Raw genomic sequence first — 26397 nt, forward strand, 5'->3', positions numbered from 1 at the left:
ACGGCTTCTTCGGCTCCGTCTCAAACAACGCCTCTTGTAGAGTGCATTGCGTATCTGCTGACCTCGATGCTGAAGATTGATAAAGTACAAAGCATGATGCCCTTTGTTTTTCTCTTCCCGCACCAGAGCAATACCTGTCTCTTTGGAACCCGGATCAATCTTGATAAGCATCGGTTGGACAGATGAGTTTTCCAGTTCTCGATCCGTCAGACGGATTGTAAACGGGAAAACCTTATGGACCCGTGCCCGTCCTTTTTTCAGGAGTGTCCTTGCTCTTGCCGGATGACAGGGCATCAGGCTCCTGCCTTTCCTATCTAATACAAATACAAATGTCGTCATAAATAAATTACCTTACGGTTACTGGACTTGTCTTCCGACTTGTCCGTTACAAACACCTTTCGGTATTGTTCCCCTCGCCAATGTTGCAGAGCGGCGTTTTGTTCCGAATCGTTTCGTACTTACCCATAGCTTGTCTGCTTTCGGAACTTTCAGGGTCCGGAGCTGAGGAAGCACCCCGGAGTGAGTCTTGAACCTCTTTGCAACTTAGTCAGCATTGCTGACTGAAGCTGGTCAACCAGACTTTTGCAAGCCTCGGGCTTTTAGCCCGGGGTGGTTGACCATTAGCCGCTAGTATTTTTTCTGGTGCCGATAACGAAACGTCCTTCCCGTTTTACTTTGGCAACATCTACGATCCAGACGAAGCTTTGGAAAGGGGCTTTTTCGTCAATCATGAGAGTAAGAAGCCCTTCAGGGTGCTCATCAAGAAAGGCAGGCAGCTCTTCCTTAGAAAGAACCTTGTCATTGCAGAGAATGGTTCCTGCTTCATTGACCTGCAGAACCAATTCCTGATTGCTTTTCTGAACCAAAGAATTTTCAGCGGCTGGTAATGTCAAATCAATGACCGGCCTGCTGAAAGTCATGGTCATGACAAAGAAAATAACAAGCATGAAAATGACGTCAATTAAAGGCGTCAAATCGACTTTCGGTTCTTCATCTAAATCATCAAACATGAATTTTGTTCCTAGGCAGAGAGGGCCTGTTTTCCACGGAGTACGCAGGAAGCCTTCGGATGTTCGCAAACAACGGAAGCTGGAGAAACAGGCTTGGCCAGTTCAATAGCTCGATAACTGTATTCCACAGCTTCAATCCTCATTTCTTTAACTTTAAGGAAAAGATAGTAGTAGGCCATAAGAGCCGGGATGGCAACCACAAGGCCCATTACTGTGGTAATAAGAGCTGTCCAAATCCCCGCAGCTAAGAGAGCAGAATCCGGTGAGGCACTTGCGGCGATGGTTTTAAAAACCTGAACCATTCCTAGGACCGTACCGAGCAGTCCAAGCAGCGGGGAGATGGCTGCGAAAAGCTTGAGCCATGTCAATGCATTATTAACCGGCTTGAAGTTTTTATGAAAGAGATAAGAGACCTCGGCGCGGATATCTTCAGAGTGAGCACTGTGAGTTGTGACGATGTCGCGCACAATACAAATCAACGGATTTGTGCTAGCTCCGAATTTGTCATGAAGTTCCTGAGAGGAAGAGCGGTCTTTTCCAATCTTGGACTTCTTGAACCGGCGCAAGACGCCTTGCAGATAAATCACATTCCAGATGGTAATGTAGCAAGCGGCGATGCCGACCAAAATCAACATCACTCCGGCGCCTCCGATGAGGTCATATATCTCTTTAAAGTTCATCTTCTCTTCCTATGCTTGCCGGGATTTGAAAATCTCAAATGCCCATTGAGCGGCTTCTCTTAAATCTTTGCTGTCCGGATGTTTGTTGGCTTCTTCCAGTCTCAGTCTGCGTTCCTCGGTCATTGGTTTTCCTGACATGCGGGTCATGATTTCAATGATTTTCGGATCGACTTTTCCTTGCCACAAACGCAGATCAAGCAAAGACGGTTTATGAATTTCATTTTTGACTTTCTGAAGGAATCTCATTCCGCCTTCATTGTGCGGATCGCCTCCGAGGGTGCCGAAAACAGCGACCGGAACCGAACCAGTGGATTCATAGAATTGCTTCCAATCATTGTCGGGAACCCCTTTGTCGCACCAAAAACCGCAGAATACTAAGTCATAGTCTTCAGCTTTTTTGTCGGTAGGAAGCTTGACGCATTCGCTATTAGGAATGGCTTCCGCAATACTTTTACCGATTTTTTCCGTATTGCCTGTAATGCTGGAATATGCAACGAGTACTTTCATATCGAATCACCTAAAAGAAGATTGAAGAGCTAAAAACTGCTCTTTTGCAGATTCGATTAATTTATGCTTTTCTCGGCCAACATAAAAGCTGTAAGCGCATTTTCCGTCTTTATCAAAGAAGGCGACAAAATGACTTTCTCTTCCCATAAACGGCATGGTGATAAACCCGATCTCAATAATGTTTTCGTATTTGAAGTGGCCTTGCAGCGGGCTTTTACCGCCCATCAAGTTGTAGTAACCCATGGCTTTTTTGCCGCAAGCCACTTTGGTTTCTACTTCAATGACGTTTTCTCCTGCAATCACGATAAATGTTGCTTTTTCCCACTGAGAAATGCTTTCCCAAACTTTTTCAAAATCTTCTCCCGGAGCAAAAGTACAAGTTTCTTTAGGCAGGTGATGTGCCGCTTCAAGGGCCGAGCAGTTCAGTGCGGAGGCCAAAGAGTCCAAAGTAACCGGACGGCCGGAGTTGATAACTTCTTGAATAACTTGCTGTGGGTCTTTATTTGTCATAAAAATCCTATAAATCAATTAATAAAAGGTTGGTTGGCAGTTTGAACTGACAGCGGTAAATGTAGAGCAGTGTCACAGATAAGATCTACCAGCTCTAAATCATGGGTAATCACAAGGACGGCTTTGCCTTCTGAAGACAGTTTCTTGAGGGCGCCGGCAATCCTTTTTAAATTGGCTCCGTCTAAGCCGCTAGTGGGCTCATCGAGAATAATGACATCTGGTTTTTTGGCAAATGCACAAGCGATAACGAGTCTTTGTTTCTGACCTCCCGAAAGAGAGTGCGGGTGGCGGTCTCTTAGCTCCTGCAGATCGAAGATGCCAAGAAGCTCTTCGGCTGCATCGTTGCCGCCTTTGCATCCGGCTGCTTCCAAGCTGGCTCTCAATTCCTCGAAGACGGTTCTCATGTAGAGCTGATGATCAGAATTCTGTAAAACAACCGCGACGTGCTTTAAGCAGTCCTTTTGACGGATTGTCTTCCCTTTAACCTGAAAAGTGCCGGATTTGGCTTTATTCAGTCCGGTAATAAGCCGTGCCAAAGTTGTTTTGCCTGCACCGTTGTCTCCGAAAATTCCACAGATGCCTTGCTGGAACTCGAGAGAAGCGTCCGTGATGATTTCAGGCTGGCGAGGATAGGAAAAACTCAGCTTAGAAATCTTCATGATAGGTTTGCCCGAAGACATTTTGGCCGGTAGAAGACGGCGCTTGTCCGTGACTTCGAGTTTTCTCAGGCCGTATTTTTCTCTAAATTCAGTATCTAAATCCGAAAAGATGCCCTCCCGAACCACTTTACCTTTTTCCAAGACGATCACTTTATCGACAACATCTTTGAGCCAGTACAGACGGTGATCTGCAATCAGAATGGCAACGCCCTGAGCTTTAAGTTTTTTGATTTCTTCGGCCAATTCCAGGGTTGCTTCCGGATCCAGGTTCCCTGTGGGCTCATCCAGGATTAAGGCCTTCAGAGGTTCCATCATGAGAGAGGCAAGGCCAACTTTCTGTTTTTGCCCTTGCGACAGTTCATGAATAGTGTTTTTAAGAAACGGTTTTAAATTAAAACGCTCTGCGGTTTGTGAGAGTTTTGTTCGGATTTCCTCCGGATGCAGCCCTTTGCATTCCGAAATGAAGGAAATCTCCTCTTCAACTCCTAAAGCGAAAAATTGGCTTTCCGGATTTTGGAACAAAGTTCCTACTCGGTGCGAAATATCGCAGAGCTTTTCCTGCAGATTGTCTTTTCCATCGATGCAAATGGTGCCTTCTACGTTGCCTCCGTAATAATGAGGACACAGCCCGTTAATCAGCCTGATAAGCGTCGATTTGCCGCATCCGGAGACACCGGTGACGAGAATTGCCTCTCCGGGACGGACCATAAAAGAAAGGTTGCTCAGGGCAGGTCTGTCGCTGTGCGGATAGGTGTAAGTTACGTTCTTTAATTCAATCATTATTTCATCAGGGCCGGTGAAATGTTCGGAAAATAAATTTGCAGAATAACGGCGGCAATAAGGACAGCCACGGTCAAAGAAACGGCGGCGTAGTCTTTCTTAGTGAAAGACTGCGGAGCCTTCTTGATGGCAGAAGTATTTGCGTTAAGACCTTTGAGTTCTGCGGCAATGCCGAGTTCATCTCCTGTTTTTAAGGCTCTGATTAAGAGCGGTGTAAAAAGAAGTCGAGTCGTCTGAAAGGGATGAATCGTCATTGTCCAAGGATTGATGCGGTAACCACGGATTTTGAGCGATTCCCAGATTTGTTTAATGTCGTTAGTAAACGTTGGAATAAAACGAACGATGACGGCGGCAGGAAGATAAATGACGAAGGGTAATTTAAGCTTCTGCAGCGAATTCAGAATCTGCTGGAGTCTGCCTGTAAAGGCTAGAGGCAATACGACATTGAGCATGGTGAACGCTCTCATGAACGGAACAGCTAAAGATTTTAGCTCCATGCCTTTTCCCATCATAGGAAGAAAATGAGCTAACAGCAGGCCGAAACAGCACGCAATGGCCATCATTATCAAGAACAGAAGGTACGACACAAGGATGAGCTTAGGCCTTCTGATCATCAGTAAATACAAAAATGACGCCCCAAAAAGAAAGCACTGTGCGTGAAGGGAAGAGATGGCTACTGTCATCACGGATGCCAGAGCCGTAATTATCATCTTGACGCGGATGTCCACTGCGTTAAGCAGAGATAAATTAGGAACGGATGAGGCCTGCATGTCGCAACTCCTTAATTGATTTGCTGCCTGTCCACAGGCCGATTAAAGAACCGATATAGCCGATGATGACTATGGGTACTACCGCAGCCATCATGGCGGGAGATTCCCGCATCATTAAAAACGAGATGCCGAGAGAGCCGAACTTGCAAAGTAAATCAAAGCAGCCGACACCCCAATAAACAGCTCCCGGGAGGTTGTTCTTCTGAATAAAACGCATCAGAAGCTCAGCCATAACAGCCGCTAAAAGCATCGGCGGAATTAAAGTTAAATTTCCGCCGAGGAGCAGGAAGTTCACAACTGAGCTGACGATGACAAAAAGGCAGAGAGTGCCGGGTCTGCAGACTTTGAAGAGCATTACCACCAGCAAAGTGGTAAAAACCATATTCTTTAGCAGCAGCGAAAGAGGATTCATTCCGCCTCCAACCATGGCAATTAGCACGGTAGAGACTTTTGCAGTTGCTGCAAAAACGCCGATGATGATAAGTTCACGGGCAGACCACCTCCCACAGAAGTCTGCTAGGCGCGATGTTCGGGCCTTTTTTAAAGTCATTGTTGTCATGATTTTCAGCGGAATAAATTACATTTTTATTAATAACGGGCTGTCAGCTTGAAGTTGAATCTTCTGCCCGGCTCGTAAATGGAAGTCTCATAACCGTAAAGCTGGTTGGTTATATTGAGAACCTCAAAGTTTGCGCTATAGGCTTGCTTGGGACCGAAGTGATAAGCGGTTGCAAAGTTCAAGGTGGTGTAGCCTGCAATACGAGTGGTTTCTTTAGTCGAGAGTGAGTACGACTTCTTCGCGGTACTGCTTCTCAAATAAGTATCCGTTGTCCATTTGCCGTTAAAGAGCGGGTAATTTGTTCGCAGACCGTAACGAGCGGTGAATTCAGGTGTACCCGAGGCGTAGGTTGAGGTACCGTCAGCCCATTCGGTTTTTCTCTTGATCCAGGACAGAGAGAAATACGGATTAAGGTTTTCCGTTGCTCTCAGGTTAAGAGAAAGTTCTGAACCGAATGTCTTTGCTTTATCGGCATTGACGTATCGACTGATCCCACTATCAGCATCACCGACGATTTCTGTAGAAATATAGTCATCGGAGAGGTTGTAAAACAAAGCCGCATCGATATCCATCAAATCAGTGCTGTAGCGGGCTCCGATTTCAAAATTATTGGACTTCTCGGGTTTGAGGTGAGGATTGCCATAGACGGTACCGCCTCCCATGCTGTTAATCAAGAATTTTTCCTGCAGGTTAGGGACACGGAATCCTTGGGCCCACTGAGCACGCAGGGAAGTGTTATCCAGGCCTTTCCAAATCAGGCCTAAATTGAAAACAGGACGGCTGTTGTTTTCGCTGCCGGGAGTCCCTGAATCATTGACCGGAGTGTTGTTGAAAATCGTGGTTCCCGCCGGAGTAGTTTTATAACCGTTTCGGAAAGAGCTTGCCTTGGAAAGTTCAGAACTGACCCAGGTATAACGTACCCCGTAATTCAAAGATAAGTCATAGGGCAGCGTGGTTTCCATCGCGGCAAAAATCGCGTTAGTCGTTTCTTTGCCCTTTACATAACGGTCTGTAACGTAAGCTTGATCAAGCATCGGGCGAGGCATTCCGGTCATTCTCATGGACATTGTAAAATCAGCCTCGGTATTTGCCGTCAAGCGATCCTGAGCAAATTCATAACCGGTAATAAGAAAGTTGTTGTCTCCTAACTGCCAATCCGCCTGCAGGCTGGTTCCTAGAGTCTTAATCCTGTTGTCAGCATGAGAATCTGTGATGACGTTTGTAGAAGATTTCGGGCTCTTCGAAGATTGGCTCACGTAGTTCTGCATCAGCTTGTGATTTTTTTGCCAGTAGCCGTCAACTCGCAATCTAGTCAGATACTCGTTGACATCTTTGACTTCGGCAAACAGGCTAATTTTGTCTCTTCTCCATTTCGGAATTTTGACGAAGAAGTCGGAATCCGGGTCGTTCTCATAGGTCCAGCTGGAAGAATTGATTTTGGAATCAAAAATGTCCGCATGCATGCCGACCGTGAAATTATCTGTCAGGTCATAGCTCAAGAAGGCACCGAGGTTCTTTTGGCGGAAGTCGGTATTCTTTTGATAACCTTTCGGAGTTTTGATGTTGCCGTGGCTTTGATAGCCGGCATCCAATTGATATTTAAATCCTTTTGCACTGCCGCCTAGGGAAACGGATTCGCTCCAGCCGTGTCCTGCACCGTTCCAGCCGACAGAAGCCTCCGCCTCAAAAGGTTTTTTAGAGCCTTTCTTGGTAATGATATTGATAACACCGCCGATAGCATCCGACCCGTAAAGTACTGAGGCAGGGCCTTTAATCACTTCAATTCTTTCAACGGAGGAAGGGTCAATGAGAAGGGCAGGGCCCGACATAGACTTATGTTCGGAGACTTTCTGGCCGTCGATGAGAATTAGGCTACGGTATTCGTTTTCTCCTCTGATTTTGATACGTTTCAGACCTTGGGAACCATCGCCTCCAACCTCTACGCCGGGAACGTCTGCTAACAGTTCTCCGATATTTCTTGCGGAAGAATCACGAATTTCTTCCGCGGTAAGCACGGAAACGCTCATCGGAATATCAAGAAGCTGCTGTTCAACTCGGCCTGCTGTAACCTTGATTTCACCGGTCTTATGCACTTCTTGGGCATGAGACAGGGACAAGTATGCGCTTAAAGTAGCGGCGCAAAGAACGCTTAGTTTGACAATGTTTTTCATGATATTAGAGAAGAGATTTAATCTGATTAAGAAGATGTTGGTTCATGCGGCCTTGCCAGAATTGGCCGGCAACCGTCAACTCATAGCGGCTTCCGATTGGGCTAAGCAATCCCGCCTGGGTCCAATTTTCTACCAGCGGTTCAAAAACGTAGAGGAGCTGAGGAGTGAATTCCGCAGCTAATCTTGACGGATCTAGGAAGTTAAGTTCAAGCTGTTCTGCAACGGCTCGGCATAATTGCCAATGCGGAGCCGGTTCAAGCATCATAGAGACCGGTTTGATGCCTTCTTCTACTGCTTTTTTCCAAGTATCCGGCGTTCTGTCCATCATATATGCATAGCCGTCAATATTGCCGCCCGCTCCCGGACCGTAAGCTAAACAGTCCGAACGAGTTTTGGCGTAATAGTTGTAGAAGTTGCGCTCTCTTGTATTTGCAGCCCAGTGGCTGATGGATAGGCGGTTCCATCCCGCTTCTCGCATGCTTTGTACTGCTTCAGCGAACATATGGGCACGAAGTTCGTGATTCGGACCGGCCGGAAGTTTTCCGTTGGCAATGTACTTAAAGAGCGGAGAGCGTTCAAAAACGCGAAGCTGATAACAGTCCACTCCGTCTAGGTTTAATTCACGGCTGATGGCGAGATCTTCTTTCCAAGTTCCCATGGTTTGGAAAGGGAAGCCGTAAATCAAATCGATAACGACAGCTGCTTGGTTGAAGCGGGTGAGGCGGCTTAGTTGAGCAATAAGCTGTTCTTTAGTCGAACGGCGGCCGACAGCTTGGCGAACTTTGGTGTCAAAAGTCTGTACGCCTAAGGAGAAACGGTTTGCGCCGCCTTGTACTGCAGCTTCCATCTTCTCTGCATCGAAGCCGGATAATCTGCCTTCATAAGTGATTTCACAGTCATTGGCCAGCGGAAGGTACTGACGAACCGCTTTAATGACGCGTTCGATATCCGCGGCTTCAAGAGCTGTCGGCGTACCGCCGCCGAAATAAACCGCATGCACCGGTTCATTTTGCTGAATAGGCTTGTCAGCCCAAAGCTGAAGTTCTTTGATAAGAGTGTCGGCGTAGGCCTTGCTTTCTTCTTTGTTTCTGTAAGGCTTGATATAAAAAAGGCAGTACAGGCACCTTGTTTCGCAGTAAGGTACGTTGATGTAGGCGACCGTCCTTCTGGTGCGTTTGCGGGAAGTCAAATCGGAAAGAGTTGACTGAACCTGAGCCGGAGCAATCGGACTGCTTTGCAGTCCGGGGTGAATATCGATAGACTCAGGAAATGCGTCGACAAGTGGATTGTCGGATATGTTGGCTTTCCAAGAAGGAGAGTCAGAGTCTTTTCTCATCATCTTGTTAAATTTAACGATCTTCGTTTTGTCCGATGAGACGCCGCTGATTACTGTCATATAGATTCTGCTTTTAAAAATGAATGAGAATGATTATCATTAAGGCGGATATTAATTGAACAATTCTATTAAGTAATTATCATTCTCATTAGAGATTTCCCTAGTAAACAGAAAGGTGGTGTATTTTTAATAAGGATAACTATATGATTCTTAACTAAAATTAGGTTAGGTAAGAATAAAGAGTGAATTTTTATATTTTAGAAAAAAGTTATTTCCAATTATTTCCTCGTTTACTCAACTAAGACTTAAGGCGGGGTTAATATTGTTTTGTATATGAGTCAAAAATTTCTTTTACCGGCTCTTTCGTTAGAAAAAGTTTCAAAAACCTTTTATCGAGGAAACGAGCCGAAACAAGCCTTGCGTGAAGCTTCCTTCACAATAGAACAAGGCGATTTTTTTGGTCTGTTAGGACCGAACGGTGCCGGCAAGAGCACGCTTATCGGAGTTCTTGCCAAGACGGTTAAGCCGAACTCAGGAACAATCAAGGCGTTGGGTTTTGATCTAGAAACGCAATGGCGTCAATTCAAAATGTGCCTGGGTATCGTCCCTCAGGAAATCACGTTTGATCCTTTTCTTACAGTTTACGACACGCTTCGTCTGCAGAGCGGCTATTTCGGTCTTCGCGGCAATCAGAAGTGGATTGAACGGCTGCTGGATGTTTTGGACCTATCTGATAAGAAAAACTCCAGTGTGATGAGCCTTTCGGGCGGAATGAAAAGACGCGTTTTGATCGCTCAGGCTATGGTTCATCAGCCGCCGGTGATTGTGCTCGATGAACCGACGGCAGGAGTGGATATCGCGCTGCGTCACCGTCTGTGGGAATTCATGGCAGACCTTAACCGAAAAGGACATACGATTATTCTTACGACACATTATCTGGAAGAGGCAGAGAAGCTTTGCCGTAATGTCGCTTTGCTTAATCATGGAAAAATTGTGACCTTAGAGAACACTCAAAGTTTGCTCAAGGAATACTCTAAAGAACGCATTTTGTTTTCTTTGCCAAGCGAACTGCCGAGGAATTTTCCTATCAATTGTACGAAGCTTTCTGACGGGTCTTACAGTACGGCCTACGGCAGTCCGGAAAACTTACACACGCTTTTAAATGAGCTTTCAAAAGCCGGCTTAATGCCGGAAAAACTTGAAATTGGAAAAGCAAATCTCGAAGAAGCCTTCATAAGGATTACAGGCAAATGACACAATTCAAAATAGACCCGAAACCATACAGCAGAGGTGCCGCTTTCCTTACCTTGTTGGAAAAAGAAGTCCTGCGTTTTAAGAAGATTGCGATTCAAACGATTTTTGCACCGATCCTCATGGCTGCTCTTTATTTGGTCGTTTTCGGGCAAGTGCTTGGAGGACGTATGCCGACTTTCGAAGGCGTAAGTTATATTCACTTCCTAGTTCCGGGCCTGGTCATGATGTCTCTGCTGCAGAACGCTTTCGGCAACAGCTCATCTTCCATGCTCTCGGCAAAAATTATGGGAAGCCTTATTTTCATTCAACTGCCTCCTTTTGCAGGGTGGGAGCTTGGATTGGCGATGATAGGAGCTTCCGTCGCCAGAGGACTGATAGTGGGAGCCGGAGTGTTGCTGGTTTCCGTTTTTTGGTCAGCTCCTCCTGTAGATCATATTTTATGGGTCGTAGTCTTTGGATTTATGGGTGCGGTTCTGATGGGCTCTCTGGGGTTGTTAGCCGGTTTGTGGGCCGATAAGTTCGATCAAATCGGAGCTTTTCAAAGTTTCGTTATTCTTCCGTTGACTTTCTTATCCGGGGTTTTCTATTCCATCCAGCAATTACCGGGAACTTTGCGTACTCTCTCCCAATTCAATCCGTTTTTCTACATCGTTGACGGATTCCGCTATGGTTTCTTTTCGCAAAGCGATTTCAATCCATGGATAAGTCTAAGTGTTGTCTCCGTATGCGCAATTGGGTCTGCGGCTTTTGCGGTTTTGCTTATGCAGCGTGGATATAAGATTCAAAAATAGGTCTTTTTGCAAAAAAGAAATAAGGCAGCGAGTAGAATTTTTTGAGATGAACTTTCACTTCTGAGATTTTAGGATAGATGCTTACCTCACTGGCACTTATTTTTCTTTTTGGTTTGGCAATCGGGGCTGCCTGCAAAGCGATAAGAGTACCTGCAATCATCGGCATGATGCTTACAGGTATTGTGCTCGGACCGCAGGCTCTCAATTTGTTGGATCCTAAAATCCTCAGCATATCGCCGGACCTCTGGAAGTTGGCGTTGGTCATCATCATTATCAAAGCAGGACTGTCCATAAAAGTCTCAGAACTTAAGCAGGTTGAACGTCCGCTCTTCTTGCTCGGCTGCATTCCGGCACTTTTTGAAATTGCTGCCTTTTTCTTTTTTGCACCCTATTTCTTCGGCATTTCGAAACTCGAAGCGTTGGTAATGGGTTCCGTATTAGCTGCCGTTTCACCTGCAGTAGTTATTCCTCGAATGGTGATGTTGACCAACCGTGCCTACGGAACGGAGAAAAGCATTCCTCAAATGATTATGGCCGGAGCAGGGCTGGATAATGTTTTCGTCATCATGCTTTTCTCCACATTTCTTGGCTTTACTCAGGCCGGACATACGGAACTCGGGAACTTCATTCAAGTGCCGATTTCGTTGGTTCTTGGAATGGTGGTCGGTGTCGGGGCCGGATTGCTGCTCAGTTGGTTCTTTGAAACCGCTTACGCTGTAAAGCACTACGTCCGGAACAGCCTTAAAGTAATGGTGGCCCTAGGGGTAGCCTTTATCCTTATTGCTCTGGAAGGATGGACCAAAGAAATTGTCAGCGTTTCGGGACTTTTTGCAGTGATGAGCATGGCGTGCACTTTGAATTTCAAAGCTTCATTTGCCGTCACCAAAAGACTGTCAGAAAAGTTCAGCAAATTGTGGTTGGCAGCTGAAGTCATCTTATTTGTGACGGTAGGGGCTGCAATTGACATCAGCTATACCCTAAACGCCGGACTCGCGGCACTTTGGATTGTGTGTATTGGGTTATTGCTCCGTTCTTTAGGGGTTGTTTTGAGCCTGCTGGGCACCAATCTCAATTTTAACGAACGACTGTTTTGCGTTCTTTCTTATCTTCCGAAAGCGACCGTGCAAGCTGCCATCGGTTCCGTCCCGTTAGCAATGGGACTTCCTTGCGGGCATCTGGTACTTTCCGTTGCAGTGGTTGGAATTTTCTTTACTTCCTTCATCGGAACCATCGCAATCGATGGGAGCTATCAAAAGCTCTTGCAGAAGAACTGATTCTCTCATCTCAATAATGTTTCTAATTTTCATTTTGATGGACTAGTTGCAATAGCGATGCTCAAATTCGCAATAAACACCTGGGCTGGTTGAGAATCGGTCCGATAAAGGTACCAAGTTTGGACTTTTTATTTAATCGAAGACTCCGGACCAAGGTAGACTCAGAAAAACATTAAAGGCGTTTGGAGATTGAGTCCAACGTTGAAATTTGTCCTGTTAGAGAGAACAAAATGATAGATTACCGCATTGAGCATGACTCCATAGGCGACATAAAAGTTGATGACAGCAAATATTGGGGAGCCCAAACGGAAAGAAGTTTTGAGAACTTCAGAATTGGTATCGAAAAGATGCCGGAATCTCTGATTCGTTCCATGCTGTATTTGAAGAAAGCCTGTGCAGAAGTTAATTATGACTTTAGTAAGCTGGATGAAAAGCGCAAAAATGCCATAGTCCAGGCTTGCAATGAATTGCTTGCCGGCGCGTTGCCCGGGAATTTCCCTTTAGCCGTTTGGCAGACGGGTTCCGGTACGCAAACCAATATGAATGTGAATGAGGTGGTCGCAAATCGTGCTACCGAAATTCTTAACGGAGATTTTCGATTTAAAGACAGACTGAGCAAAGATGAAGTTGTTCATCCAAACGATCAGGTCAATATGTCTCAGTCTTCTAATGACACGTTCCCGACCGCACTGCACATCATGACGGTTCTGGAAGTTACTGGCCGCTTGTTGCCTGCGGTTAAAACACTCCGTGAAGCTTTAAATCGTAAGGCTGAGGAATTCAAAGATTTAATCAAAATCGGAAGGACTCACCTGCAGGATGCCACACCTCTGACTTTAGGTCAGGAATTCAGCGGCTATGTTTCGATGCTTGACCATAATGCTGAACAAATCAACGCCGCACTGCGTTTTTGCCGTGAATTAGCTATCGGGGGGACGGCTGTTGGAACAGGTTTGAATTCTCCATTTGGATTCGGGACCAAAGTATGTGAAAAATTAACCGCAATGACAGGCGAGAGGTTTGTCAGCGAACCGAATAAATTCCATGCCCTTACATCGCAGGACGGTGCCGTATTTATGCATGGAGCGCTGAAGTCCTTAGCGGCTAATCTGATGAAAATTGCCAATGATATCCGCTGGCTAGGGTCAGGACCTCGCTGCGGTTTAGGTGAAATCAATCTTCCTGCTAACGAGCCGGGCTCTTCCATTATGCCCGGTAAAGTTAACCCGACACAAAGTGAGGCCATGACTATGGTCGCCGTACAGGTGATGGGAAACGATAATGCAGTTGGCATTGCAGCTTCTCAAGGTAACTTTGAGCTCAACGTATTCTTGCCGTTGATTGCTTATAACCTCGATCAAAGCATTCGTTTGCTTTCTGATGCACAGAATTCTTTTGCAGTTCACTGCGTTGAGGGGATAACAGCAAACCCGGATAAATTAAAAGAGAATGTTGAGCGCTCTTTGATGCTAATTACAGCGTTGGCACCGCTAGTGGGTTATGAAAATGCGGCAAAAGTAGCAAAGAAAGCCTACCACGACAATATTTCTCTTAAACAAGCCGCTCTTGACTTGGGAGTATGTACCGCCGAGGAATTCGATAGCTTCGTTAATCCGAGCCATATGCTTCAGCCCGGATACTAATTTTCAAACGTGGTCGCGGAAAATAAAGTAAGCCGCACCCAACATGCAAAAGGCCGCCCAGAGGTAATCCAGCTTGAGCGGCTCTTTCATGTACAGTACCGCAAACGGGACGAAGATAGACAGCGAAACAATTTCCTGAAGAATCTTCAGTTGGCCGAGAGACAAAGAGCCGAACCCGATTCTGTTGGCGGGAATCATGACTATATATTCGAAAAAAGCGATTAGCCAACTGGTAACGATGGCCACCCACAGAGGAGCGCTGCCTAGATTCTTTAAATGAGCGTACCAAGCAAAGCTCATGAAAGTGTTAGAAATCAGAAGCAGGAGAACCGTTTTAGCGACCGGCGGCATCGAGTGCCATAATTTAATTAATGTTTCCATTCTTTTTCGAATAGTTAAGCCATAGCGAGAGTGTAATTTGGAGAAATTAAGAATCGCAGATAGAAAGAAACTTTTTTACCAGACAGATTCGTAAAAGAAGTTAAGAAAGGATGGTCGGAGTAACAGGATTCGAACCTACGACCCCTGCGTCCCGAACGCAGTGCTCTACCGGGCTGAGCTATACTCCGACGCTTTTCCAAGAGGAATTCCAAGAAACTCAAATTGCTTAAGTTCCGAAAATTCTTAGAAATAAATAAAAATGGTCGGAGTAACAGGATTCGAACCTACGACCCCTGCGTCCCGAACGCAGTGCTCTACCGGGCTGAGCTATACTCCGACATTTTTTAACTGTTTAGAGGAATTATAAATCTCTCTCCACAGTCAAGGAGAGCAATTTTATCAAAGATTCTTTATAAAGGGAAGGTTTTAAGAAAGAAATTGCATCTATTCCGGAAGAAACAATTTGTTTTGCGGTGAGTACGCACTCTTCAATTGCTCCTGTCTCTTCAAGAATGCGAGTAATGGAGTTGAGATCTCCTTCGCCTCGTTTAACTGCTTCTTTAATTTCTTTGGCCTGCTCCTCTGAACATTTCCTTAATGCATAGATCAAGGGCATCGTCATTTTGCCTTCACGCAAATCTGCACCTAAGGCTTTGCCGGTTTTTCCTTCGTCTCCTCGGTAATCCAAAACATCATCAATAATTTGGAAGGCTGTTCCTAAGGCTAAGGCGTACTCGGTGAGCTTTTCCTCTTCTTCTTTGGTTGCTCCTCCAATCGTTGCCGCCATCCGGGCTGCTGCTTCGAATAGAACGCCGGTCTTTCTTTCAATGACTTCAAAGTAGCGTTTCTCGTCTACAGTGGTGTCGTGAATGTTAAGAAGCTGAATTACCTCGCCTTCGGAGACTCGATTGACGGCACCGGAGACGATTTCGCAGATTCGGAGGTTTTTAGTTTTGACCATTAATTGGAAAGCGCGGGAGTACATGAAGTCGCCTACCAGAACCGCAGCTGAATTTCCCCACTTAAAGCAAGCTGTTGGTTTTCCCCGTCTGAGATCGCTTTCGTCGACGACGTCGTCATGCAGCAGGCTGGCAGTATGGACATATTCGATCATCGTCGCTAGGAATATATGTTCTTTTCCTTGATAGCCCAGTGCTCTGGCAATAAGGATAAGAATCAAAGGTCGCATTCTTTTGCCGCCGGCAGAAACAATGTAATCACTTATCTTCTTTATCAGAGGAATATCACTTTGCAGATCGCTAAGTACCGCTTTCTCGACTTCAGCTAAATCAGAAGCGACGGGTTCAATTATCTGTTTTACTGTTTCTGCAACGTGTGACATTGCTCCTCCTCCTAGTTCTCAACCAATGCATATTACCGAATTTTTTCTGGGAGTGAAGAGGTAAAAAAGAGGTTTTGAGTCTAAGTTTGAGATTGGAAACAGAAAATATCGCAGACAAAAATTTGTTACTCTGAAATCAACAAAATCTTTAGCTTCTTAAAATCGAAGGGAATCACCTATCTATCAAATATGAATATGCGGCTCTGGCGGTTGCTACACTTCGAATTCTCAAAACCTTTTTTCTCTAGGAGCACGACTAATGACAATATTAATTAAGCCGGAACAAATGGCAGAGAGCGCAAAGATCGGCATGGATATCCGTCACAAAATTCATGAAGAACCGGAGCTTGGTCTTTGCTTACATAAAACTCAAGAGAAAATAACGAAAGCTCTTGCCTCTTTTTCTTTGAATGAAGTGTATGAGTATGTTGGAGGAAAAGATGTGACCGGCGTAGTTGCTGTTATCCACGGGACAAAACCAGGTAAAACCATCGGACTTCGCGCAGACTCCGACGCACTTCCGTTAGAAGAAAAAACCGGTGCTCCCTGGGCAAGTCAAGTCAAAGGAAAAATGCATGCTTGCGGGCATGACGGGCATGTCGCGACACTTCTGACGCTTTGCCATTATGCAGCCCAGCATCGAGATTTTGCTGGAACATTAATCGCTATTTTTCAGCCCGGAGAAGAAGGTTTTGCCGGTGCAAAACACATGATTGCTGACGGCTTGGTAGAAAGATTTGGTATCGATGAGTTTTATGCACTTCATGCCGAGCCAAGCCTTAATCTCGGCGATGTCGGTTTTATTCCCGGATACGCTACTGCAAATGCCGACAAGTTTGAAATCACCTTCAAAGGAAAAGGCGGGCACGGCTCTCGTCCTCATATGACAAAAGATCCGCTGGTGGCAGCTTGTGAATGTGTATTGGCACTCCAAACGATTGTAGCTAGAAGTGTGGATCCGATGAAAACCGCGGTAGTTTCTGCCGGATGCATTCAAAGCGGATTTGGAGATGGTCCGAGCGTCGTTCCACAAGAGGCAAAGATATCGGGAACTGCCAGATCTTTTGAACCGGAAGTTCAGGAAACAATTATTAGGAGAATGAAGCAGGTTGCAGAAGGAACTGCTCTTGCAAATGATATGGAGGCCGAAGTCCAGTACACCAAGCTTTACCCGGCGATGTTTAATACTCCTGAGCTGGTCGAAAAGGCTTCCGGTTATGCTAAAGAATTATTGGGCGAAGAGCACGTGAAGCAGTGGCATAGAACCTGCGGGGGAGAAGATTTCTCCTTTATGCTTTTAGCTAGGCCAGGATGTCTGTTCCGTCTCGGTATGAAAGATGAGAAGCACTCTGCCAGTGTTCACCATCCTATGTTTGACTTTAACGACAAGGCGATTTCTGTAGGTGCAGCAACTTTACTTACAATCGCGCTAAATCGCGCAGCTTCTTAAGGTTTCGTATACAGCAAAAGCCGCGAAAGCGGCCTTTGCTGAATAAATATTAGGCGGTAGGTTCTAGGTTTTGTGCTTTTTTGCCTTCGAGAGCTTCCAATGCTTGTTCAGCTAGATGGATGTAAGCCGGGTGAGTGTGTTTCTTAACGGTTTCCATGTCAGCCTCTTTGACCCAGTTGCCGACTACGATACAGGCAATGCCGTTGCCGATCATGTTGGTAATGGAACGTGCTTCACTCATGAAACGGTCGATGCCGAGAATCAACGCCAATCCTGCAACCGGAACATCGCCGACAGAGGAAAGAGAAGCGGCAAGGACAATGAAGCCGGAGCCGGTGACGCCGGCTGCACCCTTGCTTGTCAACAGAAGGACTGCAAGAAGAGTCAGCTGCTGGAAGAGCGTCATCTGGATGTCGCAGGCTTGAGCGATAAACACAGCTGCCATTGTCAAATAAATAGCTGTTCCATCAAGATTGAATGAATAGCCGGTCGGAATAACCAAGCCGACGACGGACTTGCTGATGCCGGCATGCTCCATTTTGACCATCATTCTCGGAAGGACGGATTCAGAAGAGGAAGTGCCGAGTACGATGAGAAGTTCGTCTTTGATATATCTCAAATAATTAATAAGAGAGAAACCATGGCTTCGGCAGATAGCTCCAAGAACTCCGAAGATGAAGATGAAACAGGTGAAATAGAAAGCACCCATTAGTTTGGCCAGAGGAAGCAGGGAAGAAATACCATACTTGCCAATCGTGAAAGCCATTGCGCCGAATGCGCCGATAGGGGCAACTTTCATGATCCAGCCGACTATCAAGAAAAGAATTTTCGAGGTTTTGTCAATTAACTGGAAAAGCTGAGATTTCTGGCCTCCCATTTTCTGTAAGGCAAAGCCAAAAAGGATAGAGAAGAATAAGACCTGGAGAATGTCTCCTGATGCAAAGGCACCTGCTACTGTTGACGGAATGATGTTCATAAAGAAGTCAACGGTAGAGTGGGAAGAAGCATGCTGGGTGTAGGCAGAGACAGCCGACATGTCTAAAGTGGCCGGATTGACATGCATCCCTGAGCCGGGGGAGAGGAGATTGACCATCAATAAGCCGATTATCAGAGCGAAGGTAGATACCACTTCGAAGTACAGGAGCGCATAGCCACCGACACGACCGACTTTTTTCATGTCTTCCATTCCGGCAATACCGATAACAACGGTACAGAAAATTACCGGAGCAATGATCATTTTGATTAATTTGATGAAGCCGTCGCCAAGAGGTTTCATCTGGGCACCAAGCTCGGGGTAAAAATATCCCAAAAGTACGCCGATAATGATGGCGCAAATAACTTGGAAGTACAGGGTTTTATATAAAGGTCTTTTACTTCTCATATAGCCCTTCTTTCGTTAAGTTGATGGGGTTGAAAGTTGCGCTTTCAAAAAAATAATAGAAGAAAATATAGGTATCTCCTCTATGGGTTAGATAAAAAATTAATAGTTTCTTACTTCTTTTAGATAATAGTTGTAGAGGTTTACCCTGACAAATAATTTAAAAAACTCCCTGAAATGGTTTGACGCTCAGTTAATTTCTAAGTAAATGGTCTGGTCGTCAAAACGAAGAACTTAGGCTCTTTTAAAATTGTGTTTAGTTGTTAAATCTTGCTTATTGTGAAATTGTTTTTATATTATGAAATAATATTTCCTCTATACAAAATGTTTTGCATATAAAGTAAAAAAATCAGTGGACATAACTGGAGAACACTCTGTTTGAATAGTTATTCCTCAGCCGGATTTCGCAGATTTCATCAGATTACTTTGCCGTCATTCCTTTACCGCGTGCTGTGTCCAACTCTCTGATGACTGGAAGAAAAACAGAATACTGTCAGCTCCGGAGTGAGAGAACAATGTCTTTCGTAAATTTCCGTGAGGCAAAACATTAATTTGAGTTTGAAAGATTTTTGAAGACACGTAATTGCTTATTGGATTGAACGTGAATCATCAAAGTATGAATTATTAAGTATCAGAATTGCCTTAATTGTTTTGCTTGGAAAATTTACGTAACCAAACAATTTTAAAATTTTCAAACAAATGGCTGATGAAAGACTTTGAATTCAAGGATTCCCATTCTTAAACTTGAATTGAAGACGTTTTGCAAGGAAAGAAAAATGATACTTACTTCAATCCTGACCATTTCACTTTTCATTTTTTGGATTCTTGGCTTGTGGTGCTTTCCGCCGAACTTTGACGCCCGCTCCTATACTCATGAGATTTTTTATATTACCGGCGCAATTGCTTGGTTGTGGATGGCCATTTGCCTTGTCATCGCTGCTCGGCCGTCTTGGATTGAAAAGGTTTTTCGCTTACCGCTCGACAGATTGTATGTTTTTCACAAATGGCTCGGGTTTGCAGCCGTTGCAATGGCCTTTGTACATTACTTTGTGAAAGACATCTTTGGTCCGATCTTAAGACTTATCTGGACGCTTCCAAAACCACCGAAAAAAGAGGTGCTCGCCGATCCAGCTTTTTGGGATTTGGTGTGGTCTATGAGCCGAACTGTGGCAAAAGAGTCTTCCGTATGGCTTACTTGGATAGCTTTGATTCTTGTGCTTCTTTGTCTAACGAAGAAGATTCCTTATAAACGCTGGCTAAAAATCCACTCTATTTTTGCTTGGGTTTTCATATTTCTGAGTTTGCATTCTCTGCGCTTGATGAAAGTGTCCGATTTTTACATGCCGTTTGGTCTAAGTATCGTTGCGATTACGGTCGTGGGATTATGGGCAAGCATCAACCTCTTAAGAAAGGGACCCGGTTGGCAAAAAAAGATAAAAGCAAGCGTTACTTCCATCTTAGAAGTTGGCAGCGACTGCATTCGTCTTAAAATGAAAACTCCTTTGGGAAAAGAGGTTCTGCCGGGACAGTTTATGTTTCTGCATCTTCCCGGGGATGAAGGCCATCCGTTTTCTATTGCGGAATTTAACAATGACGAAGTAACACTGTGGATTAAGAAGTCAGGCGACTTTACCAAGTCCCTCCTAGAGAGGTTGCACACAGGAGATATTGTCGAGGTTGAAGGTCCTTGGGGAGAGTTCATCCCGATTTTTTCGAAAGAGCCTCAGTCATGGTGTGCCGCAGGAATAGGAATTGCGCCTTTTAGTGCATGGCTGAAAGCAGCAGCCAAGAACAAACATGGTTCGATCACACTTTTTTGGACCGTTAAAGATCAAAAAGCTGCGCCTTTTGCAGAGGCTGTGCGTAAGGCAGCTGAGGAAGCGGAGGTTTGTCTAATGCTGATTGACAAAAGTCAGGCCAGACTTACGGTGAAGCAAATCATGCAAGATAAACCGGAGTTTGTAGCTTTTTGCGGACTTGCATTGCTTCAAAAGCAGCTGAGGAATGAAAATTATTCGAAAAATCTCATAATCAAACATGAAGTCTTCAACTGGCGCGACATTTAATTGTTGGCAGAAAGAAGCCTTTTGGATAAGCCGCAGACAGACTGATTTCTTCAAAAGGCTCTCGCACATGGACGGACTCAGATTTTCTTCTATTTTGTTTCTAGTGGATTTCTCGAGTTGCTAAGGATTTTTTCTATTTTTTTACTTTACTGTTTGATTTGAGAGGAAAGTTGTGTAATAATCGCACGTTCCACGAATTACTCTTTTACCACACAAAAAGGCTTCAGCAGATCGTGGACTGCATTGAAGTGAAGAGGTTTTTATGTACGCAATTATTAAGACCGGCGGCAAACAGTACACTGTTGCTGTTGGCGATAAGCTCCGCGTCGAGTCCTTGGCCGGAGAAGTAGGTTCCCAGATCGAACTTACACAAGTTCTCGCTATTAAAGATGACGCTGGTATGAAAGTTGGCGCTCCTACAATCGAAGGCGCAGCAGTTAAAGCAACTATTGTCGCCAATGGCCGTCATGAAAAAGTTCGTATTTTCAAGTTCCGTCGCCGTAAACACTCCATCAAGAGTGCCGGTCACCGTCAGAACTACACAGAACTCAAGATTGATGAGATTTCTGCTTAATTGATTTTTGATAAGAGGTATTTGAAATGGCACATAAGAAAGGTGGCGGTTCCACAAGAAACGGTCGCGACTCCAATGCACAGCGTTTGGGCGTTAAGGTTTTCGGTTCACAGATGATCAAGCCGGGCGCAATCATCGTCCGTCAGCGCGGCACAAATTTCCATGCTGGTGAAAATGTAGGCATGGGCCGTGATCACACTTTGTTCGCAAAGGCTGAAGGTAAGGTTGAATTCGTAGTTCACGGTCGCCTTAACCGTCATTATGTGAATGTTGTTCCTGTAGCTTAATCTCAGGTTCGACTCTAAAACCTCATTCCTTAGTTGGTCTGAGGTTTTTGTTTTTCTTGGAGGTTCTTTTACAGGCCTCCTTTTTGTTTTCCACTATTTCTTTTTGGTAGTGCTGCAATAATCTTGTTTGGACCATTCGAGCGGCATTGCTTCGGACTGTTATAGATCTTTCTCCAAACCGCTGCCTCTCCTCTTTTTCCGGAACCTGTGTGCACTAGAGTAGGCAAAAGTTAGGAGGCGAGTCTCATTTTTTGACTATCATTGAGAAATCGTTAAGCATATTAGAAAATTTGTTAAATCATGAAATTCGTTGATGAAGCAAGAATAGAAGTTAAAGCCGGAAAGGGCGGCAACGGCGTTGCCTCTTTTAGAAGAGAGAAATTTATTCCGAAAGGTGGTCCGGACGGTGGAGATGGAGGCCGAGGAGGTTCCATTTACGCGGTTGCAGATAGAAATATCAATACTCTTATTGATTATCGCTACACCAGAAAATTCTTAGCTAAAAACGGAGAAAACGGTCGTGGAAGTGACTGCTACGGCAAAGGCGCACCTGATATTGAACTGAAGGTTCCTGTAGGGACGGTTATTACGGATAAAAACACAGGTGAAGTCATTGCTGACTTAGATAGAAACGGGCAGCGAGCTCTGCTTGCAAAAGGAGGAAAAGGCGGTCTCGGCAATTTGCATTTCAAATCTTCAACAAACCGCGCTCCTCGCCAATGTACACCGGGAGAACCCGGTGAAGAAAGAGAACTCAACCTTGAGCTGAGAGTTCTTGCCGACGTCGGCCTATTGGGTTTGCCGAATGCAGGAAAATCTACCTTGATTTCCGCAGTTTCTAATGCAAAACCAAAGATTGCTGATTATCCGTTTACTACTTTGCATCCGCATTTGGGTGTTGTCAGAGTTGGTCCGGAAACAAGCTTTGTTATTGCAGATATTCCTGGATTAATCGAAGGTGCCTCCGAGGGTGCCGGTTTGGGACATCTCTTCCTAAGACACCTATCTAGAACCAGCCTGCTTTTGCATGTTATTGATGTTGCTCCTGTTGATGAAACTACTGATCCAATAGCAGCAGCCCGTGCCATCGTGAAAGAACTTTATAATTTCGATCCGGCTTTGGCTGATAAACCTCGTTGGTTGGTGCTTAATAAGATGGACTTAGTGCCCGAAGACGAGAGAGAAGAGGTCATTGCCAAGTACCGCAGGGAATTTGGTGATGAAACACCTATTTTCCCGATTTCAGCTGCTACCAGAGAAGGCTGCGACACTTTAGTTAAAGCTATCTCCGAAGATTTGCAGCAACAGCGGCAGATGCTAATCGAAGACTCCGAGCCTGTCATCGATGATTTCGATGAAGATGAGGAGAATGCTCAAGAAATCGAAGGCGATGAAAGAAAATAAAGAGATCTGGGAAAAAGCTAAAAGAATCGTAGTCAAAATCGGGTCCTCTCTTGTTACCAATGAAGGGAAAGGAGTGGACCAAGAGGCTATTAATCGTTGGGTCAGTCAGTTCCGACATCTCCAGGAACAGGGTAAGGAAGTGATTCTGGTGAGCTCCGGCGCCATTGCTGAAGGTGTCGTTAGATTAGGCTTTGAAAAGCGACCAACGGAAATTCATGAATTGCAGGCTTGTGCAGCAGTAGGACAAATGGGTTTGGCCCACGCGTACGAGAAGTGTTTTGCTGCTCACGATCTGGTCGCAGCTCAATTGCTTCTTACCCATGCTGACTTAGCTAACCGTGAACGCTATCTGAATGCTCGTCACACGCTTCTTGCCCTTTTGAAACTCAAAGCGGTTCCAATTATCAACGAGAACGATACGGTCATTACTGACGAAATTAAGGTCGGAGATAACGATACTTTAGGGGCGCTGACGACCAACTTGGTAGATGCCGATATTCTGGTTATTTTGACTGATCAGGAAGGCATGTTTACCGCTGATCCCCGCAATGATCCGAATGCAGAACTGATTTCACGTGCCGCAGCCGGCTCTGCCGATTTGGAATCGATGGCAGGGGGAGCTGGATCCTCTATCGGGAAAGGCGGAATGCTGACTAAAATTTTAGCCGCAAAGCGTGCCGCTAGAAGCGGGGCTTCAACCGTTATTGTCAGCGGAAGAATTCCGGATGTTTTGGTTCGCTTGTCTGAAGGTGAATCCTTAGGGACCTTGTTAGTAAGCGAATCAGAACCTCTTTCAGCGCGCCGGCAATGGATGGCGGACCACCTTCAGCTCAAAGGTTACTGCGTGATCGACGAAGGCGCAGTTCAAGCCATCAGAAAAGGCAAGAGCCTCCTGCCAATTGGTGTGAAATCCGTTCAAGGAGAATTTTTGAAGGGCGAAGTTATTTCATGTTTTGACCAAGAAGGCAAAGAGGTTGCCAGAGGCCTTTCGAATTTCTCTGCGGAGACAGCGAGAAAGCTGAAAGGAAAACATAGTAGCGAAATTGAAGAGACTGTCGGTTATATCGAACGGCAGGAACTTATTCACCACGACAATATGGTCGTAATCCAGTCAGCGAATTAATCTTAATTGGAAGGCACTATCTGCGGAAACGGGAAGTGCCTTCAACTTTTCCCCAATTCTCAGGGGGCGTCAGATCTCGATGAGAAGTAAACAAAGAGGGCGCGAACTCTAACAGAACTTTCTTGTATACCTCGCGCTTAAATTCAATAACGTCTCTTAAAGGAACCCAGTAATTGTTCCATCTCCAGGCTTCAAATTCAGGATGATTGGTGGCGTTGATGTCGATATCGATGTTTTTACCGGTAAGTTCAAGTAAAAACCAGATTTGTTTTTGTCCGCGATAGATGCCTCTGAGGTCTCGGCGAACCCAGCGTTCCGGAACGTCATAACGAATCCAGTCTTTGGTGCTGTTAATAATTTTTACCTTGTCAGAAGTTAAGCCCAGCTCTTCCCATAGTTCTCGGAGCATGGCTTCTTTAGGAGTCTCACCTCTGTTGATGCCGCCCTGCGGGAACTGCCAGGAATGTTGACGGGGTCTTTTTCCCCAATAGACCTGTTTAAGCGGATTGGCCAAAATGATGCCGACATTCGGCCGATATCCTTCTCTATCGAGCATAAACTTAAATTAAAATAAACACTTTGCGCCTGAGCATTATATATAAAGGCATTCCGATGTGATTTTTGCTCAGGTTTAAAGTTACTCAAAATATTAGAGTCCACACAATGAGAGCAAGTCAGTTTCATATTTCGACAAAGAAAGAAGCTCCTGCAGACGCTGAGATTGTGAGCCAGAAGCTCATGCTCCGTTCAGGAATGATCCGTAAAGAAGCCGCCGGTATTTACAACTATATGCCGCTGGCCGTAAGGACATTAAAGAAAGTTGAAAAAATTATCCGTGAAGAAATGGATAAAGCCGGTTCTTTGGAAATCGTTATGCCGATGGTTCAGCCCGCTGAATTATGGATGGAAAGCGGACGTTGGCAGAAATACGGCGATGAATTGCTTCGCCTCAAAGACCGTCACGGAAGAGAATTTGCACTTCAGCCAACTTCTGAAGAAGTGGTAACTGATATTGCCAGACAGGAAATCAATTCTTGGAAGCAGATGCCTGTCAACTTCTATCAAATTCAAACCAAGTTCAGAGATGAAAGGCGTCCTCGCTTCGGCTTAATGAGAGGCCGTGAGTTTGTCATGAAAGATGCCTATTCTTTTGACCGCAATGAAGAACAGGCTGTAAAGAGCTACAAACAGATGTTCGACGCTTACTGCAAGATCTTTGACAGACTTGGTTTGGTCTACAGACCGGTAAGGGCCGACTCCGGCGCTATCGGCGGCAATTTGTCTCAAGAATTCCAAGTTATCGCCGATACCGGAGAAGATGTCATCGTCTACTGCCCGGAAAGCGATTTCGCAGCCAACATTGAATTGGCTCCGGCTTTATCCGTTATCGAAAAGAGAGCTGAACCGACTGAAGAAATGAAGATGGTCGCTACGCCGGGTAAAGAAAAGTGCGAAACCATGACCGAGTATCTTGGCCTTCCTCTGACAAAGAGCGTCAAAGCTATCGTTTTGGCTATTGACCAGAAAGATGAAGAAGGTAAAGAACTTCCGGCTAAAGTCGTGCTTTTGTTAGTCCGCGGCGATCACTCTTTGAACGAAGTGAAAGCAGGCAAAATAGATATTCTTAAAGGCGGTTATCGTTTTGCCACTGACGAAGAAATCATGAAGACCTTCGGAAGCAAGCCGGGTTATTTAGGACCGGTCGGATTGCCTGAAGATGTTCCGGTTATTGCTGACCTTACCGTTGCCAACATGAGCGACTTTATTGTCGGTGCTAATAAAGAGGGATATCACATTACCGGCGTTAACTGGGGCCGCGATCTGCCTGAACCTACCCAAGTTGTTGACCTTCGCAATGTCGTTGAAGGCGATATGTCTCCGGACGGAAAAGGCAAACTGACTATGCAGAGAGGCATTGAAGTCGGGCACGTCTTCTACTTAGGAGAACGTTATTCCAAACCGTTGAAAGCTACTTACTTGGACGAAAACGGCAAGCCTCAGATTATTCACATGGGCTGCTACGGAATTGGTGTTTCTCGCCTTTTGGGTGCCGCCATTGAACAGAACCACGACGACAAAGGAATCATTTGGCCGAAAGCCATGGCGCCTTTTGAAGTTGTTATCTGTGCATTGGGGTACGACAAGAGCGAAGCCGTCAGAGAAAAGGCCGATGCTCTGTATAACAAGCTCAAAGCCGACGGCGTTGATGTCATCCTCGATGACCGTGGTTTAAGACCGGGCGTCATGTTTGCCGATTGGGAACTTATCGGAGTTCCTCACCGCATCACCATCGGCGACAAAGGACTTAAGGATGGGGTGGTGGAATACACCAACCGTCGCGACATGAATACCGAAAAAGTACCTTACGAGCAAGCCGAAGAGTTGCTCAAAGAAAAACTGAAAAATTAAAAAATCAACTGGCCTGCTACTGGCCAGTTCTCAAATATT

General features: G+C 45.4%; 25 protein-coding genes and 2 tRNA genes. 11 read left to right on the top strand and 16 right to left on the bottom strand.

What is annotated here, in order from left to right; translation table 11 throughout:
* The 10 genes from RDK53_RS05525 to hutW all read right to left on the bottom strand — a co-directional run.
* Window positions 1-339: RRXRR domain-containing protein (locus RDK53_RS05525; RefSeq protein ID WP_308513649.1), on the bottom strand; the 339-nt coding region annotated here is incomplete at its 3' end.
* 281 nt (window positions 340-620) lie between these two features.
* Window positions 621-1010 (bottom strand): biopolymer transporter ExbD, encoded by a 390-nt coding sequence (locus tag RDK53_RS05530; RefSeq protein WP_308513650.1) that lies wholly within the window; start codon window positions 1008-1010, stop codon window positions 621-623.
* A gap of 11 nt (window positions 1011-1021) precedes the next feature.
* On the bottom strand, window positions 1022-1690 hold the full coding sequence (locus tag RDK53_RS05535) for a MotA/TolQ/ExbB proton channel family protein (protein WP_308513651.1): 669 nt from the start codon (window positions 1688-1690) through the stop codon (window positions 1022-1024).
* Window positions 1691-1699: 9 nt separating this feature from the next.
* Window positions 1700-2197: a flavodoxin family protein gene (locus tag RDK53_RS05540; protein WP_308513652.1), complete on the bottom strand. Its 498-nt coding sequence runs from the start codon at window positions 2195-2197 to the stop codon at window positions 1700-1702.
* A gap of 6 nt (window positions 2198-2203) precedes the next feature.
* On the bottom strand, window positions 2204-2707 hold the full coding sequence (gene hutX / locus RDK53_RS05545) for a heme utilization cystosolic carrier protein HutX (protein ID WP_308513653.1): 504 nt from the start codon (window positions 2705-2707) through the stop codon (window positions 2204-2206).
* A gap of 14 nt (window positions 2708-2721) precedes the next feature.
* Complete coding sequence (locus RDK53_RS05550; protein WP_308513654.1) at window positions 2722-4146, bottom strand: ATP-binding cassette domain-containing protein; 1425 nt, start codon at window positions 4144-4146, stop codon at window positions 2722-2724.
* On the bottom strand, window positions 4146-4916 hold the full coding sequence (locus RDK53_RS05555) for an energy-coupling factor transporter transmembrane component T (protein ID WP_308513655.1): 771 nt from the start codon (window positions 4914-4916) through the stop codon (window positions 4146-4148). The genes RDK53_RS05550 and RDK53_RS05555 overlap by 1 nt, the downstream gene beginning before the upstream one ends.
* Window positions 4894-5475 (bottom strand): MptD family putative ECF transporter S component, encoded by a 582-nt coding sequence (locus RDK53_RS05560; RefSeq protein ID WP_308513656.1) that lies wholly within the window; start codon window positions 5473-5475, stop codon window positions 4894-4896. Before RDK53_RS05560 ends, RDK53_RS05555 begins: the two co-directional genes overlap by 23 nt.
* 29 nt (window positions 5476-5504) lie before the next feature.
* Entirely contained in the window at window positions 5505-7646 is a 2142-nt protein-coding gene (locus RDK53_RS05565) for a TonB-dependent receptor (RefSeq protein WP_308513657.1), read from the bottom strand.
* 4 nt (window positions 7647-7650) lie between these two features.
* Window positions 7651-9042, bottom strand: a complete 1392-nt coding sequence (gene hutW, locus RDK53_RS05570; RefSeq protein ID WP_308513658.1) for a heme anaerobic degradation radical SAM methyltransferase ChuW/HutW — start codon at window positions 9040-9042, stop codon at window positions 7651-7653.
* A 273-nt stretch (window positions 9043-9315) separates the two neighbouring features.
* On the opposite strand from hutW, the gene RDK53_RS05575 reads away from it, so the two are divergent.
* The 4 genes from RDK53_RS05575 (at window position 9316) to fumC (ending at window position 13944) form a co-directional block, all read left to right on the top strand.
* Window positions 9316-10236, top strand: a complete 921-nt coding sequence (locus RDK53_RS05575; protein WP_308513659.1) for an ABC transporter ATP-binding protein — start codon at window positions 9316-9318, stop codon at window positions 10234-10236.
* Window positions 10233-11027 carry an ABC transporter permease gene (locus RDK53_RS05580; protein ID WP_308513660.1) on the top strand — a complete coding sequence of 265 codons (795 nt, stop codon included), beginning with the start codon at window positions 10233-10235 and terminating at the stop codon, window positions 11025-11027. The genes RDK53_RS05575 and RDK53_RS05580 overlap by 4 nt, the downstream gene beginning before the upstream one ends.
* A gap of 77 nt (window positions 11028-11104) precedes the next feature.
* Complete coding sequence (locus RDK53_RS05585; protein WP_308513661.1) at window positions 11105-12301, top strand: cation:proton antiporter; 1197 nt, start codon at window positions 11105-11107, stop codon at window positions 12299-12301.
* A 230-nt stretch (window positions 12302-12531) separates the two neighbouring features.
* Complete coding sequence (gene fumC, locus RDK53_RS05590) at window positions 12532-13944, top strand: class II fumarate hydratase (RefSeq protein WP_374041565.1); 1413 nt, start codon at window positions 12532-12534, stop codon at window positions 13942-13944.
* 3 nt (window positions 13945-13947) lie between these two features.
* On the opposite strand, the gene RDK53_RS05595 is transcribed toward fumC, so the two are convergent.
* From RDK53_RS05595 to RDK53_RS05610, 4 genes are all read right to left on the bottom strand, one after another.
* Complete coding sequence (locus tag RDK53_RS05595) at window positions 13948-14325, bottom strand: DMT family protein (protein ID WP_308513662.1); 378 nt, start codon at window positions 14323-14325, stop codon at window positions 13948-13950.
* 111 nt (window positions 14326-14436) lie between these two features.
* Window positions 14437-14513 (bottom strand) — tRNA-Pro (locus RDK53_RS05600).
* A gap of 72 nt (window positions 14514-14585) precedes the next feature.
* Window positions 14586-14662 (bottom strand) — tRNA-Pro (locus tag RDK53_RS05605).
* Window positions 14663-14686: 24 nt separating this feature from the next.
* Window positions 14687-15667, bottom strand: a complete 981-nt coding sequence (locus tag RDK53_RS05610) for a polyprenyl synthetase family protein (protein ID WP_308513663.1) — start codon at window positions 15665-15667, stop codon at window positions 14687-14689.
* A gap of 259 nt (window positions 15668-15926) precedes the next feature.
* Here RDK53_RS05610 and RDK53_RS05615 point away from each other — a divergent pair, with 259 nt between their 5' ends.
* On the top strand, window positions 15927-17117 hold the full coding sequence (locus RDK53_RS05615; RefSeq protein ID WP_308513664.1) for an amidohydrolase: 1191 nt from the start codon (window positions 15927-15929) through the stop codon (window positions 17115-17117).
* A 49-nt stretch (window positions 17118-17166) separates the two neighbouring features.
* Here RDK53_RS05615 and RDK53_RS05620 read toward each other — a convergent pair whose 3' ends face one another.
* Window positions 17167-18498: a dicarboxylate/amino acid:cation symporter gene (locus RDK53_RS05620; RefSeq protein WP_308513665.1), complete on the bottom strand. Its 1332-nt coding sequence runs from the start codon at window positions 18496-18498 to the stop codon at window positions 17167-17169.
* A 773-nt stretch (window positions 18499-19271) separates the two neighbouring features.
* Between RDK53_RS05620 and RDK53_RS05625 the strand changes: the two genes are divergently transcribed.
* The 5 genes from RDK53_RS05625 to proB all read left to right on the top strand — a co-directional run bounded on the left by RDK53_RS05625 (window position 19272) and on the right by proB (window position 23949).
* Window positions 19272-20561 carry a ferric reductase-like transmembrane domain-containing protein gene (locus RDK53_RS05625; RefSeq protein WP_308513666.1) on the top strand — a complete coding sequence of 430 codons (1290 nt, stop codon included), beginning with the start codon at window positions 19272-19274 and terminating at the stop codon, window positions 20559-20561.
* 262 nt (window positions 20562-20823) lie between these two features.
* On the top strand, window positions 20824-21135 hold the full coding sequence (gene rplU, locus RDK53_RS05630; protein ID WP_066595037.1) for a 50S ribosomal protein L21: 312 nt from the start codon (window positions 20824-20826) through the stop codon (window positions 21133-21135).
* A gap of 26 nt (window positions 21136-21161) precedes the next feature.
* Entirely contained in the window at window positions 21162-21422 is a 261-nt protein-coding gene (gene rpmA, locus RDK53_RS05635) for a 50S ribosomal protein L27 (protein ID WP_277031075.1), read from the top strand.
* A gap of 300 nt (window positions 21423-21722) precedes the next feature.
* Entirely contained in the window at window positions 21723-22826 is a 1104-nt protein-coding gene (gene obgE / locus RDK53_RS05640) for a GTPase ObgE (RefSeq protein WP_302944741.1), read from the top strand.
* Complete coding sequence (gene proB / locus RDK53_RS05645; protein WP_308513695.1) at window positions 22813-23949, top strand: glutamate 5-kinase; 1137 nt, start codon at window positions 22813-22815, stop codon at window positions 23947-23949. The genes obgE and proB overlap by 14 nt, the downstream gene beginning before the upstream one ends.
* Window positions 23950-23965: 16 nt before the next feature.
* Here proB and RDK53_RS05650 read toward each other — a convergent pair whose 3' ends face one another.
* On the bottom strand, window positions 23966-24505 hold the full coding sequence (locus RDK53_RS05650) for an RNA pyrophosphohydrolase (RefSeq protein WP_308513667.1): 540 nt from the start codon (window positions 24503-24505) through the stop codon (window positions 23966-23968).
* 107 nt (window positions 24506-24612) lie between these two features.
* Between RDK53_RS05650 and RDK53_RS05655 the strand changes: the two genes are divergently transcribed.
* Window positions 24613-26358, top strand: coding sequence for a proline--tRNA ligase (locus RDK53_RS05655; RefSeq protein WP_308513668.1), 1746 nt, complete (start codon window positions 24613-24615; stop codon window positions 26356-26358).
* The last annotated feature ends 39 nt before the right edge of the window (window positions 26359-26397 follow it).

The organism is uncultured Turicimonas sp., from assembly GCF_902477955.1.
GTDB lineage: Bacteria > Pseudomonadota > Gammaproteobacteria > Burkholderiales > Burkholderiaceae_F > Turicimonas.